The 14,089-nt window shown below is 64.4% G+C and carries 15 protein-coding genes; 9 read left to right on the plus strand and 6 right to left on the minus strand.

What is annotated here, in order from left to right:
• Nucleotides 1-137: 137 nt before the first annotated feature.
• From PSELUDRAFT_RS12305 to PSELUDRAFT_RS12315, 3 genes are all read left to right on the plus strand, one after another.
• The gene (locus PSELUDRAFT_RS12305) at nucleotides 138-1,175 is read left to right on the plus strand and encodes an ABC transporter substrate-binding protein (protein WP_088967122.1); all 1,038 of its coding nucleotides are present in this window, start codon (nucleotides 138-140) and stop codon (nucleotides 1,173-1,175) included.
• A gap of 253 nt (nucleotides 1,176-1,428) precedes the next feature.
• Nucleotides 1,429-2,691: an ABC transporter permease gene (locus tag PSELUDRAFT_RS12310; protein ID WP_088968482.1), complete on the plus strand. Its 1,263-nt coding sequence runs from the start codon at nucleotides 1,429-1,431 to the stop codon at nucleotides 2,689-2,691.
• Between the two features lie 3 nt (nucleotides 2,692-2,694).
• The gene (locus tag PSELUDRAFT_RS12315; RefSeq protein ID WP_088967123.1) at nucleotides 2,695-3,522 is read left to right on the plus strand and encodes an ABC transporter permease; all 828 of its coding nucleotides are present in this window, start codon (nucleotides 2,695-2,697) and stop codon (nucleotides 3,520-3,522) included.
• Between the two features lie 60 nt (nucleotides 3,523-3,582).
• Here PSELUDRAFT_RS12315 and PSELUDRAFT_RS12320 read toward each other — a convergent pair whose 3' ends face one another.
• The 3 genes from PSELUDRAFT_RS12320 to coaBC are packed head-to-tail and all read right to left on the minus strand — an operon-like array spanning nucleotide 3,583 to nucleotide 6,246.
• Nucleotides 3,583-4,575: a diguanylate cyclase domain-containing protein gene (locus tag PSELUDRAFT_RS12320; RefSeq protein WP_088967124.1), complete on the minus strand. Its 993-nt coding sequence runs from the start codon at nucleotides 4,573-4,575 to the stop codon at nucleotides 3,583-3,585.
• A gap of 18 nt (nucleotides 4,576-4,593) precedes the next feature.
• The gene (gene dut, locus PSELUDRAFT_RS12325) at nucleotides 4,594-5,049 is read right to left on the minus strand and encodes a dUTP diphosphatase (protein WP_088967125.1); all 456 of its coding nucleotides are present in this window, start codon (nucleotides 5,047-5,049) and stop codon (nucleotides 4,594-4,596) included.
• Between the two features lie 18 nt (nucleotides 5,050-5,067).
• The gene (gene coaBC / locus PSELUDRAFT_RS12330) at nucleotides 5,068-6,246 is read right to left on the minus strand and encodes a bifunctional phosphopantothenoylcysteine decarboxylase/phosphopantothenate--cysteine ligase CoaBC (protein ID WP_088967126.1); all 1,179 of its coding nucleotides are present in this window, start codon (nucleotides 6,244-6,246) and stop codon (nucleotides 5,068-5,070) included.
• Nucleotides 6,247-6,394: 148 nt separating this feature from the next.
• On the opposite strand from coaBC, the gene radC reads away from it, so the two are divergent.
• The 4 genes from radC to PSELUDRAFT_RS12350 all read left to right on the plus strand — a co-directional run bounded on the left by radC (nucleotide 6,395) and on the right by PSELUDRAFT_RS12350 (nucleotide 8,993).
• Nucleotides 6,395-7,069 (plus strand): DNA repair protein RadC, encoded by a 675-nt coding sequence (gene radC / locus PSELUDRAFT_RS12335; RefSeq protein ID WP_088967127.1) that lies wholly within the window; start codon nucleotides 6,395-6,397, stop codon nucleotides 7,067-7,069.
• A gap of 106 nt (nucleotides 7,070-7,175) precedes the next feature.
• On the plus strand, nucleotides 7,176-7,427 hold the full coding sequence (locus tag PSELUDRAFT_RS12340; protein WP_088967128.1) for a hypothetical protein: 252 nt from the start codon (nucleotides 7,176-7,178) through the stop codon (nucleotides 7,425-7,427).
• 224 nt (nucleotides 7,428-7,651) lie between these two features.
• Nucleotides 7,652-8,536 carry a ribokinase gene (gene rbsK / locus PSELUDRAFT_RS12345; RefSeq protein ID WP_088967129.1) on the plus strand — a complete coding sequence of 295 codons (885 nt, stop codon included), beginning with the start codon at nucleotides 7,652-7,654 and terminating at the stop codon, nucleotides 8,534-8,536.
• Between the two features lie 82 nt (nucleotides 8,537-8,618).
• Nucleotides 8,619-8,993 carry an oxidoreductase gene (locus PSELUDRAFT_RS12350; RefSeq protein WP_088967130.1) on the plus strand — a complete coding sequence of 125 codons (375 nt, stop codon included), beginning with the start codon at nucleotides 8,619-8,621 and terminating at the stop codon, nucleotides 8,991-8,993.
• A gap of 114 nt (nucleotides 8,994-9,107) precedes the next feature.
• On the opposite strand, the gene PSELUDRAFT_RS12355 is transcribed toward PSELUDRAFT_RS12350, so the two are convergent.
• From PSELUDRAFT_RS12355 to PSELUDRAFT_RS12365, 3 genes are all read right to left on the minus strand, one after another.
• Entirely contained in the window at nucleotides 9,108-9,719 is a 612-nt protein-coding gene (locus PSELUDRAFT_RS12355) for a 3'-5' exonuclease (protein ID WP_231895208.1), read from the minus strand.
• Nucleotides 9,716-11,524 (minus strand): putative nucleotidyltransferase substrate binding domain-containing protein, encoded by a 1,809-nt coding sequence (locus PSELUDRAFT_RS12360; RefSeq protein ID WP_088967131.1) that lies wholly within the window; start codon nucleotides 11,522-11,524, stop codon nucleotides 9,716-9,718. The genes PSELUDRAFT_RS12355 and PSELUDRAFT_RS12360 overlap by 4 nt, the downstream gene beginning before the upstream one ends.
• A 79-nt stretch (nucleotides 11,525-11,603) precedes the next feature.
• Complete coding sequence (locus PSELUDRAFT_RS12365) at nucleotides 11,604-12,455, minus strand: class II glutamine amidotransferase (protein WP_088967132.1); 852 nt, start codon at nucleotides 12,453-12,455, stop codon at nucleotides 11,604-11,606.
• Nucleotides 12,456-12,618: 163 nt separating this feature from the next.
• Here PSELUDRAFT_RS12365 and PSELUDRAFT_RS12370 point away from each other — a divergent pair, with 163 nt between their 5' ends.
• Together PSELUDRAFT_RS12370 and hslO are read left to right on the plus strand one after the other, a co-directional pair.
• Nucleotides 12,619-13,203: an MFS transporter gene (locus PSELUDRAFT_RS12370; RefSeq protein ID WP_088967133.1), complete on the plus strand. Its 585-nt coding sequence runs from the start codon at nucleotides 12,619-12,621 to the stop codon at nucleotides 13,201-13,203.
• Entirely contained in the window at nucleotides 13,200-14,078 is an 879-nt protein-coding gene (hslO, locus tag PSELUDRAFT_RS12375) for an Hsp33 family molecular chaperone HslO (protein WP_088967134.1), read from the plus strand. Before PSELUDRAFT_RS12370 ends, hslO begins: the two co-directional genes overlap by 4 nt.
• The last annotated feature ends 11 nt before the right edge of the window (nucleotides 14,079-14,089 follow it).

A 14,089-nucleotide genomic window follows, 5' to 3' on the forward strand; every position in this document is an offset into this window, starting at 1 on the left:
AGGTTGACTGCCTGCCGGCCAGTCACGTCCGTGGGAAAGACCGCGAAACCACCCGCAGTACCCCAAAGCAACAAAACTAAGGCCCGACATGGGTCATCCAAACGTCTGCAAACGTGCAATCTATGAGGAGCATTCTCATGACCAAATTCGCCCCCCGTCTTGCTGTGCTGAGCGTAGCCGTGGCTTTCGCCGCACCGGCAATGGCCAAGGACATCACCGTGATTTCCTTCGGTGGCGCCAACAAGGATGCGCAAACCGCAGCCTACTACCAGACTTTTGAAAAAACCTCCGGCAACAAGGTGACTGCAGGCGACTACAACGGCGAAATGGCCAAGGTAAAAGCCATGGTCGATGCCAAGAAAGTGACCTGGGACGTGGTGGAAGTGGAATCCCCGGAACTGCTGCGCGGCTGTGAAGACGGCATGTTCGAGAAGATCGACTGGAAACAGGTGGGCAACAAGGCCGACTTCGTGAAGCCGGCGGTATCCGAGTGCGGCGTGGGCATTTTCGTATGGTCCACCGCGCTGGCCTACAACGCCGACAAGCTGAAGTCCGCTCCGCAGAACTGGGCCGACTTCTGGAACGTACAGAAATTCCCGGGCAAGCGTGGCCTGCGCAAGGGCGCCAAGTACACCCTGGAATTCGCACTGATGGCTGACGGCGTGAAGCCGACCGACGTGTACAAGGTACTGGCCACCAAGGCCGGCGTGGATCGCGCCTTCAAGAAACTGGACCAGCTGAAGCCGAACATCCAGTGGTGGGAAGCCGGCGCCCAGCCGCCGCAGTTCCTGGCTTCCGGTGACGTGGTGATGAGCTCGGCCTACAACGGTCGTATCGATACCGCACAGAAGGAAGGCAAGAACCTGAAAGTGGTATGGACCGGCAGCGTATACGACGTGGATTCCTGGGCGGTACCGAAGGGTTCCCCGAATGCCAAGGAAGCCATGGCCTTCATCAAGCACGCCAGCAAGCCGGAAAACCAGGCTATCTACTCCAACAAGATCGCCTACGGTCCGACCAACCTGAAGGCCGTGCAGAAGGTGGATCCGAAGTCCGCTGCCAACCTGCCGACCTGGCCGGCCAACCTGAAGAACGCCGTAGCGCTGGATGTGAACTTCTGGGTTGAGCATGGTGAAGACCTGGAACAGCGCTTCAACGCCTGGGCTGCTCGCTAAGTCGTACCTGACGGGCTGCCGTAGCCTGTAGTTGGCCGCACCGCCGGTGCGGCCAACCTAGTGCCGCTAACAAAACCCCTGATTCCGTGTTGCGCCTGCTTGTTGTTTTGTCTGTATCGGCGCACTCTGGCTCAGGTTCTCTGCACGGTTTTGTTGGCGGCTCTTGATTGCACGCACAGGCAAGCTCCCGCTCTTTGCTGATCTGTCCTGCCGCCCATCCTGTCGGCGGGACTTACCGGAAGTGATGCATACCATGTCCGAATCCCTTTCCGTCTCTGCGCCGCTGACGGCCGCCGATGGCGAGCCGCTCAAGCTCAAGCTGGCGCGCGAGCGCCGCAACAAGCAGCTCAAGGCCGTAGCACTGGTTGCACCGTTGGTGATCTTCCTGCTGCTGACCTTCCTGATTCCCATTGTCACCCTGCTCAAGCGCAGCGTGGACAACCCGGAAGTCGTCACCTACCTGCCCAAGACCAGTCAGCTGATTGCAAAATGGGACCGCCAGTCGGTGCCGTCGGAAGATGTATACCGCGCATTGGCGCAGGACCTGACCGTGGCGAAGGAAGCCAAGACCGTGTCCGAGGTGGCCAAGCGCCTCAATATGGATGTCAGCGGTTTCCGTTCCCTGTTGCAGAAGACCGCGCGCAAGATGCCGCTGGAACTGGCTGCCGGCGAAACCATGCACGACCGTTTCGTGCAGATAGACGAGCAGTGGGGCCAGGCCGATACCTGGCAGGTGATCGCCAAGAACGCCAAGTCGTGGACCCCGTTCTACGTGTACAGCGCGCTGGACCTGCGTGAAGACAAATCCGGTGCGCCGGTGCTGGCGCCGGAAGACGAGCGCGCCTTCGTCAAGATCTTCGGCCGTACGCTGTGGATGAGCTTCTGGGTAACCGTATGGTGCCTGCTGCTGGGCTATCCGCTGGCTTACTGGCTGGCCAACCTGCCGGCGCGCAAGAGCAACCTGCTGATGATCCTGGTGCTGCTGCCGTTCTGGACCTCGGTACTGGTGCGCGTGGCATCGTGGATCGTGCTGCTGCAGCGCGAGGGCCTGATCAACAGTGCCCTGATGCACCTGGGCATCATCGGCGAGCCGCTGCAGCTGGCGTTCAACCGTGTCGGTGTCTACATCGCCATGGTGCACATCCTGCTGCCGTTCGTGATCCTGCCGGCCTACAGCGTGATGAAGAGCATTCCGCAGACCTATATGCGTGCCGCCATCTCGCTGGGTGACCACCCGTTTGCCGCATTCTGGAAGATCTACTTCCCGCAGACCGTGGCAGGCGTGGCCGCCGGCGCGCTGCTGGTATTCATCATGTGTATCGGCTACTACATCACCCCGGCACTGCTGGGCAGCCCGGAAGAACAGATGGTGAGCTACTACGTGGCGTTCTACACCAACGTCACCATCAACTGGGGTATGGCCGCCGCACTGGGCAGTCTGCTCCTGATCGCCACCATGACGCTGTACGGTGTGTACAGCAAGCTGGTGGGTGCCAACCGTCTGAGCCTGGGGTAAATCATGCTGCCGAATTACGCTTCTCCGATCGAGCGCATCTGGTTCTGGACCTTCCGTACCATGTGCGTGCTGATCCTGATCTTCCTGGTGTCGCCGCTGCTGGTAATCGTGCCGCTGTCGTTCTCGGCGGATACTTTCCTGCTGTACCCGATCCACTCCTTCTCGCTGCGCTGGTACCAGGAGTTCTTCGGCAACGGCGTGTGGCTGCATTCGCTGCAGAACAGCTTCATCGTGGCGCCGGCGGCAACGCTGCTGGCTACCTCGCTGGGCACGCTGGCGGCGGTCGGTCTGACCTCGACCGACTTCCCCGGCAAGTCGCTGCTGATGACCATCCTGATCTCGCCGATGGTGGTGCCGGTGGTGATCGTGGGCGTGGGCGCCTACCTGTTCTTTGCGCCTATCGGCCTGTCGAACAGCTACCTGGCGCTGATCCTGGTGCATGCCGCGCTGGGTGTGCCCTTCGTGGTGATCACCGTGTCGGCCACGCTGCGCGGTTTCAACGTGAACCTGATCCGCGCCAGCGCCAGCCTGGGTGGCAATGCCATCACCACCTACCGTCGCATCGTGTTCCCGCTGATCGCGCCGGGCGTGATCTCCGGTGCGCTGTTCGCCTTCGCCACCTCGTTCGACGAAGTGGTGGTGACGCTGTTCCTGGCCGGCCCGGAACAGACCACGCTGCCGCGCCAGATGTTCGGCGGCATCAAGGAGAACATCAGCCCGGCGATTGCCGCCGCGGCTACCGTGCTGATCCTGTTCTCCATCGCCTTGCTGCTGACGCTGGAATGGCTGCGCGGCCGCTCCGAGCGTATCCGTACCGCATCGGCAGAGTGAACCGCCTTCGCAAGAACAAAGCCCCGCCAGTGCGGGGCTTTTTTGCGTGGGCAGTTCGAACTAGAACAGCTCGACGTCGCCTTGCGGCCAACCTTGCGGCGACACCAGGCCCTGGGCCAGCAATTGCGCGTAGTCCACCACCTGGTTGCGGCCGTGCTCCTTGGCGTGATACAGCGCCTTGTCGGCCTGTTCCACCACGTTGGCCGGCAGCGGCTGCTGGTCGATCTGCACGTGGCCGATACTCAGCGTTACCTGACCCACCTGCGGAAAATCGGTGGCGGCAATGCGATGGCGCAGAGTCTCCAGCTGCTGCGGCGCGCTGTGCCCGTCCTGGCCCTGACGCAGCAGCGCGGCGAACTCTTCGCCGCCATAGCGGTAGAACTGTACGCCGCTACCCAGCGTGTCGGTCATCAGTTGCGAGATGCGCAGCAGCACTTCGTCGCCGACGATATGGCCGAAGCGGTCGTTGACCTGCTTGAAGTGGTCGATGTCCAGCAGGGCCAGCGTATAGTGCTGCCCCGGCTGCGACATCAGCTCGTACAGCCGGGTATCGAAGCTGCGGCGGTTCAACAGGCCGGTAAGCATGTCGCGTTCGGCGTCGTACAACAGGCGCAGGTAGTTTTCGTGGATCAGCATGATGGCGGCCAGAAAGCCTTCCTCCTGCTCGTCCAGCGGGCCGTTTTCCACCACTATCAGTGCGGTGCGCCGGTTGCGCTGGCGGATTACCTGCCAGGTGGTGTCGCCCTGGTGCCAGGGGCCGGGCGTGTCGTCGCTGTGCAGGATGGCATCGCGCATGTGCTGGTCCGGCGCCTGCCAGTGCCGCGGGCTGACCTTGTGGTAGCCGCCGGCTTCATCCAGCCGGTGCAGCAGGCGTACTTCCAGATTCTGATCGTTACCGCGCAGGCTGTAGAAGCGCACGCTGTGCTGGCGCAGCAGCACGCCCACCAGTTCCAGCAGGCTGCGCTCCAGCTCGCGCAAGCCGCGTTGCGCGCTCATCTTGGCCATCTGTTGCACCAGATTGGCCAGGTTGTCGTTGGCGGCTCGCCGGTTCATTGCCTGGTTCCTGCCTGATCAGCCGCGGCCGGTGCTGCCGAAGCCGCCTTCGCCGCGCTCGCTGCTGGCGAAGTCTTCCACGATGTTCAGCGCTACCTGTACCACCGGCACGATGATCATCTGCGCAATGCGTTCCAGCGGCGACAGCTTGAAGCTGTCATGGCCACGGTTCCATACCGATACCATCAACTGGCCCTGGTAGTCGGAATCGATCAGCCCCACCAGGTTGCCAAGCACGATGCCGTGCTTGTGGCCCAGGCCGGAGCGCGGCAGGATCATCGCCGCCAGGGTCGGGTCGGCCAGGTGGATGGCCATGCCGGTGGGTACCAGCACGGTCTGGCCCGGTTCCACCACCATGTCGCTGTCGATGGCGGCGCGCAGGTCCAGGCCGGCGGAGCCGCTGGTGGCGTAGGCCGGCAGGCAGTCGTGCAGGCGGGAGTCGAGAATCTTGATGTCGAGTACGGGTTTGTTCATTGCTTGCAAATATCTGTGTTAACGGTTGAGGCACTGGGCGAGGTGGGCCACGATGGCGCGGCCAACCTCGTCCTTGGGTAGTGCCGGCAGCGGATGCTGGCCGGCGTCGTCCAGCAACACCACCTCATTATGGTCGGCGCCCATCGCCTGCTGTGCCAGATTGGCCACCAGTAGCGGCACCTTCTTGCGCTTGCGCTTCTGCTCGGCAAAATCCAGCAGGTTCTGGCTTTCCGCGGCGAAGCCGACGCAGAACGGCGCCGCCGGCAGGCCGGCCACGGTGGCGAGGATGTCCGGGTTTTCTTCCAGCTCGATCACCGGTACCGCGTCACCCTTCTTCAGCTTGTGCTCGCTGCGGTTCTTCACCCGGTAGTCGGCTACCGCCGCCACGCTGATGAATACATCGCTGCGGCCAACCTCGGCCAGCACCGCCTGGTACATTTCGCTGGCAGTCTGCACCGGCAGCAGGCGCACGTTCACCGGCGGGGTGAGGGCGGTGGGGCCGGATACCAGGGTGACCTCGGCGCCGGCATCGCGGCAGGCGCGCGCCAGTGCGTAGCCCATCTTGCCGGAGCTGATGTTGGTGATGCCGCGCACGGCGTCGATCGGCTCGAAGGTGGGGCCGGCGGTGAGCAGCACCTGCTTGCCGGCCAGTACTTTTTCATCGAAATAGCCCTGCAGCAGCTCGAACACTTCCTCCGGCTCCAGCATGCGCCCCGGGCCGGTTTCGCCGCAGGCCTGCACGCCATGTGCCGGCCCCCACACCTGCACGCCATCGGCCTGCAGCTGGGCGATGTTGCGCAGATTGGGCGGGTTGTCCCACATCTGGCGGTTCATCGCCGGCACCACCACCAGCGGGCAGGTACGCGCGGCGGCCATGGTGGAGATCAGGTCGTCGCAGGCGCCATGCGCCAGCTTGAAGATGCAGTCGGCGCTGGCCGGCACGATCACGAATACATCGGCGCGGCGCGACATCTCGATGTGCGCCATGGCGTTGTCCGGGCGGCTGTCCCACACATCGTGGTACACCGCGTGGCCGGACAGCGCCTGGAAGGTGAGCGGCGTCACGAAACGGGTGGCGTTCTCGCTCATCACCACTTCCACGCGGTGGCCGGCCTTCACCAGCAGCCGGGTCAGCTCCGCCGCCTTGTAGGCGGCTACGCCGCCGGTAATGCCCAGAAGAATGTTTTTTTGCGCCATGCCTGTCTCGCGCTGCAGCCGGAAATCATCGAATCGGAATTGTAACGGATGCATCCGGGCGCGTCCGGTTCTGATTGATAATCGATTAGTTATACGTCATTAAAATTCTGTTAGAAACCATGCTATAGCCAAGAATAGGGAGTCCGCCATGTCGATACTGCAATGGCCGCAGGGCGAGCGGCCGCGGGAGAAGCTGTTGCAACGCGGCCCGCAGGTATTGTCGGATGCCGAACTGCTGGCGATTTTCCTGCGCACCGGCGTGCGCGGCAGCTCGGCGGTGGACATGGCGCGGCAGCTGTTGCAGCGCTTTGGCAGCCTGGGCCGGCTGCTGGCGGCCAGCGCCGACGAGCTGGGCCGCTGCAGCGGCATGGGGCCGGCCAAGTATGCGCAGTTCGCCGCGGTGAAGGAGCTGGCGCGGCGGCTGCTGGCCGAGGATCTGCGGCTGGATGATGCGCTGGACAACCCGGAGGCGGTGCGCCACTACCTGCGGCTGGCGATAGGCAGCCAGCAGGTGGAAGTCTTCCTGGTGCTGTTCCTGACGGCACAAAACTGCCTGCTGGCAGTCGAAGAACTAGCAAGGGGCACATTAACGGAAACGCGGGTGTACCCGCGGGAGGTGGCAAGACGGGCGTTGCAGCACAATGCAAGTGCGGTCATCGTGGCGCACAATCATCCGTCCGGTGTGGCCGAGCCATCGGCTGCCGACCGGGCGCTGACCGCTACGCTCAAGCAGGCATTGCAGCTGGTCGATATAAGGTTACTGGATCATTTTGTGGTGACAGGTGCCCACGCCGAGTCGCTGGCAGAACGCGGTTGGGTGTAGGGTGTGTTCAACGGTTGGTGAACAGGCAGCGCATGCCGGCAGTTGGCCGGCAAGCTCTGGATGAACCCCAGGCCATCCGACTGGCCGCAAGAAGGAGGGAAGCATCATGAACATCCTGCAGTTGCTCAACCAGTCCGATTACATCCAGATCAACAACCAGCTGATCAAGCCGGAATTCATGTATGCGTCCGAGGATTTCGCCGAGGACGACGACGTGGCGGTGGAAGCGCAACTGGACGGTGCCGAACTGGTACTGACCGTGGCCGACCTGGAGGACGCCACCCCGTTGGCCGATGGCGCATACTGGCTGGAAAGCGTGGGCTACCTGCGCTTCCTGAGTCGCCAGGCGCTGCACTGAATATCGTTTTTTAGCTACCCACAAGGCCGCCGCAAGGCGGCCTTGTGCTGTTGGAGCATGTTCACGGTCTGCTGTGCGTCGGCGATACAGCGTTAAAAACGGTCTTGCCCTGGCTTGCAAGATCGTGAACATGTTCTTGGCAGCACAAGCTTGAGCCGGTTGCCGGCTGGCCGGATAATCGCAGGCCGCATTTTTACAGCGCGCTTTTCATGGGGCGGACAACAATGAGCAAAGTCGTGGTGGTAGGCAGCATCAATATGGACCTGGTGGCGGTGGCCGGGCGCTTTCCCGCGCCGGGCGAGACCATACTTGGCGAGCGCTTTGTTACCGTGCCGGGCGGCAAGGGCGCCAACCAGGCGGTGGCGGCCAGCCGGCTGGGGGCCGAGGTCAGCATGGTGGGCAAGGTGGGCCGCGATGGTTTTGGCGACCAGCTGCTGGCGGTGCTGCAGCGCGAAGGCGTGGACACCCGCCACGTTGGCCGCAGCGAAGTGGCCAGCGGTGTGGCGATGATCACCGTCAGCGGCGGCGAGAACAGCATCGTGGTGGTGCCGGGCGCCAACCATGCGCTGCTGCCGGCCGACATCGCCGCCGCCGAGGCAGAGCTGGCGGCCGCCGACGTGATCCTGACCCAGCTGGAGATTCCGCTGGACACCGTGCGCGCGGTGCTGGACATCGCCGCCCGCCACGGCGTGCCGGTGATCCTCAACCCGGCGCCGGCGCAGCCACTGCCGGCCGATCTGCTGCAGCAATGCGCGCTGATCACCCCAAACGAGCACGAGCTGGCTACCGTGCTGGGCCGTCCGGGCGAGGGCATGGCCACGCTGCTGCCGCTATTGCCGGGCAAGGTAGTGATGACCCATGGCAGCAACGGCGCCTGGCATGCGCGTGCCGACGGCTCGCTGCATCACCAGCCGGGCTTTGCCGTGGCGGCGGTGGACAGCACCGGTGCCGGCGATACCTTCAACGGTGCACTGGCGGCCTTTCTGCCACAGGGGCTGGAGCTGGCAATGCGCCACGCCGCCGCAGCCGGCGCGTTGTCGGTGACCCGCCTGGGCGCGCAGGCCGGCATGCCGCAGCGCAGCGAATTGCAGGCCTTCATGGGCGCTTGATCTGGCGCAAGTTGGCCGCAAAACCCTATCGTTAAAATGCCGCTTTCGCATGCCTTGGGCATGGACACGAGCGGGGTCGAGAATGGAAAAGATTCGTGTAGCAATGGTGGGGGCGGGCGAAACCGGCACTCCGCTGTTGCAGCAGTTGCTGGCAGCCGATTTTGTCGAGCTGGTGGGCGTGGCCGAGCTCAATCTCGGCGTACCAGGGGTGGCGCTGGCGCGCGAGCATGGCGTGCCGGTGACCGACAACTTCATTGAACTGGCGGAGCAGGGCGAGCGGGTGGACATCATCATCGACCTCACCGGCTCACGCAAAGTGCGCGAGGATCTGCGCCGCTTCATGCAGTTCGCCGGCAACACCCATACCGTGATCATGCACGAGCGCATTGCGCTGCTGCTGATGTCGCTGTCGGCCGGCAAACTGGTGGCCACCCGCCACGAGGGCATGGACTACTGATTGCCCGTGTCACGGCCGGTTCGCGACTGGCTGGCCGTTACTTGCAAGGAGGATTTTCATCCTCCTTTTTTCATGCCTGTCCGGCCCTGGCCTTGCGGCCAACCTTATGCGCTACTAAGCAAAACCGCGTTTCTTCAACGCCAGGTACATCATGCCGGCGGTAATGGCATCGTTCAGCGCATCGTGGCGCGGCAGCGCCGGCACGCCCAGCTCATCCACCAGCGTGGCCAGGCGCAGGTCGATGTGGCTGTCCGGCTGCTGGCGGATCTTGTAGTCGTAGAAGCGCCCGGAGATCTCTATCTGGCGGTTGGGCAGGCCGATGCCGGCGAGTTCGCGCACGTACTTGTTCAGCACCGCCACGTCGTATTCCAGGTAGTAGCCGACCAGCGGCCGCCCGCCGATGAAGGCCAGCAGCTGCGATACCGCCTCGCGCGGTGACAGCCCTTCCGACACGTCGCGCGGGCGCAGGCCGTGGATCTTCACGCTGCCGGCATCCGGGCGCCGTTCCGGCTTCACCAGCACGTAGAACGATTCGCTGCTGAGGATGCGCTGGCCGCGAATCTTCACCGCGCCGATCGACAGCAGCTCGGCCTCCTTCACGTTCAGGCTGGTGGTTTCGCAATCCACGCTCACCAGCTCGCTGTCGTCTTCCTGCAGCAGGTAGGCGAAGGCCGGGTTTTTCAGCCGCCAGCGCGCCAGCTGCCGTTTCATGGCCGCCGGGATCATGCCATCGCTCCCAGGCGGAAGTGGTGGCGCAGATAGGCCTTGAAGCGTTTCACCAGTGCCAGCGCGTCCTTCAGCAGATCGCGCTCCAGCGTGGACAGCCGCTCCGGGTACAGCAGGTTGCTGGCGGCGCGGCCATCGGCCAGCTCCGCCAGGCCGTGGCTCAGGCGCAGGCCGAGCAGGAAGGACAGCGCCTCGCCCACGTCGTTGGCCAGCTCGCGTTCCAGCACGCCACGGTCGGCCAGCTGCTGCAGGCGGTCGAAGGTGTTGCAGGCGCTCACGCCGTGGCGCAGGGCCAGTGCGCGGATGCCGTGCACGATGGGAAAGATGCCGCCTTTCTTGATGTCCAGCGTGGCGGCGCCATCCTTCTCGCGGGTCAGCAGCTGGGCGAAGAAGCCCAGCGGGGTGTCGAATTGTTCGATGGCGCGGGCAAAGCGGGCGTAGAAGCTTTCGTCGTCGGACAGCAGGCTGGCCAGGTACTGCCGGCACTGCAGCAGCAGCGCAGGGTCGCCGGCCACCGCCTCGGCATCCACGAAAATCGCCAGGTTCATCAGCGTGTCGCCATCGGGGGTGATGACCCAGTGGTACAGCTGGTCGCGCATCGCCTGCTCGTGGCGGCACCATTGCGGGCTGCTCAGCATGATGCCGCCGGGGCAGGGCGGGTAGCCGAAGCGTGCCAGCGTGTCGCTGAACCGGCTGCAGGCAGTGGCGATGTCCGGGTGCTCGAAGCCATCGCGGATCAGCAGCGCGTTGTCCTGGTCGGTCTTGAGAATCTGCTCGCCGCGGCCTTCCGAGCCCATTACCAGCAGGCAGCTGTTGGCCACCAGTTCCGGCGGGGCGATCAGCTGCCAGGCGCGTTCGAACAGCCGCGCGTTCAGCGCCTGCACCAGGCGCCCCAACTGCGGCGCCTTCACGCCGTGGCTGGAGAGGATGCTTACCAGACGGGTGATCTGCTCGGCGATCTGGGCCAGCTCGTCCAGCGTTTCGGCACGGTCCAGCCGCTGGGCGATCAGGTGCGAGTGGTTGGAGAAGTAGGACAGGATGTCCACCTGCGCCAGGATGCCCACTGGCTCGCCGTGATCCATCACCACCAGGCGGCGGATGTTGCGCTGGGTCATGGTGAGCAGGGCGTTGAACAGGAAGTCGTCGATGTCCACGGTGATCAGGTTGAAGTGGCAGACCCGGTGCAGCGCGGTGCTGGATGGCGTGTCGCTGAGGATGATGTCGCGGAAGTCGGTGGTGGTGAACATGCCGAGCTGTTCGCCGTGGCGCACCAGGATGGATTTGCTCTTGCGCTGCTTCATCAGCCGCGCGGCATCCAGGATGCTGTCGTTGCCGTCGGCGAACACCGGCAGCCGCGAGCAGGCGTCGCGCACGGTGGCGGTGAGCAGGGTCTGCAGCTCGCGGTTGCCGGATTCACGCGCCATGGCACCGAATTTCTGCGAGATGCTGGCAAAGAAATAGGCGCCAAAGGCGGGGTTGCTTTCGGTGAGCGCCAGTATGGTGGCGCGTGGCAGCGCGAACACCAGGGCCTCCTCGTGCACCACGAAGCGGGTGGCGCTCTGGCCGGACACCATGGAGCGGGCGTCGAAGGAGTCGCGCTGCTTGTACACCGCGATCACCTCGTCGTCCGCCATCTCGCGCACCACGCCCTTGATGACCACGTACAGCGCGTCCACCGGCTGGCCGGGGGCGAGGATCAGCTCCTCATCATCGAAGAACACGATGTCGGCGGCGTTTTCCAGCGTTTGCTGCTCGGCATTGCTCAGGTGGGTGAAGGGCGGATGGGAGAAGTCGAAACGGGACATGCTGGCACTCCGTGAGAGTCACGCTTCCAGCATAAACGCCCCGCGGCCGCCACGGCCACGTTGGCCGCAGCGGCAGCACTCAGTCTTGCGCTGGATCAGCTTTTGCTGCGGCATCCGTGTCGCAGCCGCCGGTGTCGACGCGGCGGGTGGGCGTGCTGCCCTGGCTGTGCAGCAGCGGCAGGCCGCCCTGGAACAGCATCAGCTCGCCGTCGCGCAGCGGCGTCCAGTATTCATTGTCGGTCAGCGGTATGGTGGCGATGATCGCCACGCGGTCGCGCGGCGTGGTGACGGTGGAGAAATCCACCGTCACGTCGTCGTCCACCAGGTGGGCGGTGGGGAACGGTGCCTGGCGCACGATGTAGTGCAGGCGGGTGGAGCAGTGCACGAACATCCAGTCGCCATTGGACAGCATGAAATTGCACACGCCGTGCTCGCGCAGCTCGGCGGCCAGCGCCTCCACTGCGGTGAACAGTTCCTGCAGCGTGGGCTGCTGGCACCAGCGCTGGCGCAGGGTTTCCAGCAGGTGGCAGAAGGCGCGTTCCGAGTCGGTGCTGCCCACCGGCTGGTAGTAGCAGCCGGGCGCCGGGTGGAAGTCCACCAGGTTGCCGTTGTGGGCGAAGATCCAGTACTGGCCCCAGATCTCGCGCTGGAACGGGTGGCAGTTGGTCAGGTTCACCTCGCCCTGGGTGGCCTTGCGGATATGGGCGATGACGTTTTCCGACTTGATCGGGTACTGGCGAACCAGGCTGGCCACCGGCGAATCGGCGGCCGGCTTGTCGTCGAGGAACAGCCGCACGCCGCGGCCTTCGAAAAAGGCGATGCCCCAGCCGTCGGCATGGTGGTCGGTAAGGCCGCCACGGCGGTGGAAGCCTTCAAAGGAAAACAGGATGTCGGTGGGCGTATTGCAGTTCATGCCCAGCAGCTGGCACATGGGGTATTCCGTTACGGATGCGAGTCAGGTCATTTTTTCACGAACTGCCGCCGCGGCCAAGGTTGGCCGCATGGCGGGGGCGGGCGATAATGACGGCGGGACACTTGCAGTTTATCGCCACAGCCCCTATCTATGGCGTTTGCACGCGTTACGGGAGCCCGTCATGACCACCATAGTCGTTGTCTGCAAGGACGGCCAGGTCGCCATTGCGGCCGATACCCAGACCACGTTCAGCGACGAGCACAAGCTGCTGGCCGGCTACGATGTGTTCCACGACAAGATCTTCCGCATCGGCGACAACTACCTGGCCATCGCCGGCTCCGCCGCGCACGACCTGGTGCTGCAGTCGGCGCTGAAGGGGCTGAAGTCGCGCGATCTGTCCAGCCGTGCCGGGCTGTTCGAGACCTTTCGCAAGATCCATCCCAAGCTGAAGGATCACTTCTTCCTGCGCCCGGAAGAGGACGAGGAAGATCCGTACGAATCCAGCCAGATGATGGTGCTGGTGGCCAACGCCCACGGCATCTTCGGGGTGTTCCCGATGCGCGAGGTGTACCAGTTCGCCCGCTACTGGGCGATAGGCTCCGGCCGCAAGTTCGCCATGGGCGCCATGCAGGTGCTGTACGACAGCCCGCTGACGGCAGCGCAGATCGCCGAGCGCGCGGTACAGGCCGCCTGCGAGTTCGATGCCAGCTCCTCGCTGCCGCTGACGCTTTATTCGATATCCAACGACAAGGACAAGCATTCATGAGCCAACACGACAATCTGCAACGCTTCCTGTTCGACGGTGCGCCGGTACGCGGCGCGCTGGTGCGCATGGACGGCGCCTGGCAGCAGGTGCTGGCGCGTCACGACTACCCGCCGGCCATTCGCCAGGTACTGGGCCAGATGCTGGCGGCCAGCAGCCTGCTGGCGGCCAACCTCAAGTTCGACGGCACGCTGATCATGCAGTTGCACGGCAAGGGCGCGCTGCGCCTGGCGGTGGCCGAGTGCACCAACGAGCGCACCGTGCGCGCCACCGCGCGCTACGATGCCCACATCCACGACGCGCCGCTGGCCGAGCTGCTGGGCGAGGGCGGCACCTGTGTGCTGACGCTGGAGCCCAAGGACGGCGAGCCGTGGCAGGGCATCGTGGCGCTGGAGGGCGACAGCATCGCCGCCATGCTGCAGCACTATATGCAGCGCTCCGAGCAGCTGGACAGCCGCCTGATCCTGGCCTGCAATGACGAAACCGCCGCCGGCCTGCTGCTGCAGCGCCTGCCGGACGGCCACGGCGACCCGGACGCCTGGCAGCACCTGACCGTGCTGGCCGACACCCTGCGCCCGGACGAGCTGCTGGGCCTGCCGGCGCACGACATCCTGCATCGCCTGTACCACGAGGAAACCGTGCGCGTGTTCGAGCCGCAGGCGGTGAGCTTCGCCTGCAACTGCAGCGAGGAGCGCGTGGGCGAGATGCTCAAGCTGCTGGGCGGCCAGGAAGTGGCCGAGGTGGTGCTGGAGCAGGGCTCCATCGAGGTAGGTTGCGAGTACTGCGGCCAACGTTACGTGTTCGACGAGGACGACGTGAACCAGCTGTTCGGCATGGACGTGATCGGCGCCATGCGCAGCGAGGCGCCGCGCCACTGAGCATCAGCTGC

This window comes from Vogesella sp. LIG4 (assembly GCF_900090205.1).
GTDB lineage: Bacteria > Pseudomonadota > Gammaproteobacteria > Burkholderiales > Chromobacteriaceae > Vogesella.

Coding starts and splice junctions, on each gene's coding strand:
- PSELUDRAFT_RS12350 (WP_088967130.1), top strand. CDS start 8,619: ATGGAAAAGATTCGTGTAGCAATGGTGGGGGCGGGCGAAACCGGCACT.
- PSELUDRAFT_RS12355 (WP_231895208.1), bottom strand. CDS start 9,719: ATGATCCCGGCGGCCATGAAACGGCAGCTGGCGCGCTGGCGGCTGAAA.
- hslO (WP_088967134.1), top strand. CDS start 13,200: ATGAGCCAACACGACAATCTGCAACGCTTCCTGTTCGACGGTGCGCCG.
- PSELUDRAFT_RS12305 (WP_088967122.1), top strand. CDS start 138: ATGACCAAATTCGCCCCCCGTCTTGCTGTGCTGAGCGTAGCCGTGGCT.
- coaBC (WP_088967126.1), bottom strand. CDS start 6,246: ATGGCGCAAAAAAACATTCTTCTGGGCATTACCGGCGGCGTAGCCGCC.
- PSELUDRAFT_RS12320 (WP_088967124.1), bottom strand. CDS start 4,575: ATGAACCGGCGAGCCGCCAACGACAACCTGGCCAATCTGGTGCAACAG.
- PSELUDRAFT_RS12360 (WP_088967131.1), bottom strand. CDS start 11,524: ATGTCCCGTTTCGACTTCTCCCATCCGCCCTTCACCCACCTGAGCAAT.
- PSELUDRAFT_RS12370 (WP_088967133.1), top strand. CDS start 12,619: ATGACCACCATAGTCGTTGTCTGCAAGGACGGCCAGGTCGCCATTGCG.
- PSELUDRAFT_RS12340 (WP_088967128.1), top strand. CDS start 7,176: ATGAACATCCTGCAGTTGCTCAACCAGTCCGATTACATCCAGATCAAC.
- rbsK (WP_088967129.1), top strand. CDS start 7,652: ATGAGCAAAGTCGTGGTGGTAGGCAGCATCAATATGGACCTGGTGGCG.
- PSELUDRAFT_RS12310 (WP_088968482.1), top strand. CDS start 1,429: ATGTCCGAATCCCTTTCCGTCTCTGCGCCGCTGACGGCCGCCGATGGC.
- radC (WP_088967127.1), top strand. CDS start 6,395: ATGTCGATACTGCAATGGCCGCAGGGCGAGCGGCCGCGGGAGAAGCTG.
- PSELUDRAFT_RS12365 (WP_088967132.1), bottom strand. CDS start 12,455: ATGTGCCAGCTGCTGGGCATGAACTGCAATACGCCCACCGACATCCTG.
- dut (WP_088967125.1), bottom strand. CDS start 5,049: ATGAACAAACCCGTACTCGACATCAAGATTCTCGACTCCCGCCTGCAC.
- PSELUDRAFT_RS12315 (WP_088967123.1), top strand. CDS start 2,695: ATGCTGCCGAATTACGCTTCTCCGATCGAGCGCATCTGGTTCTGGACC.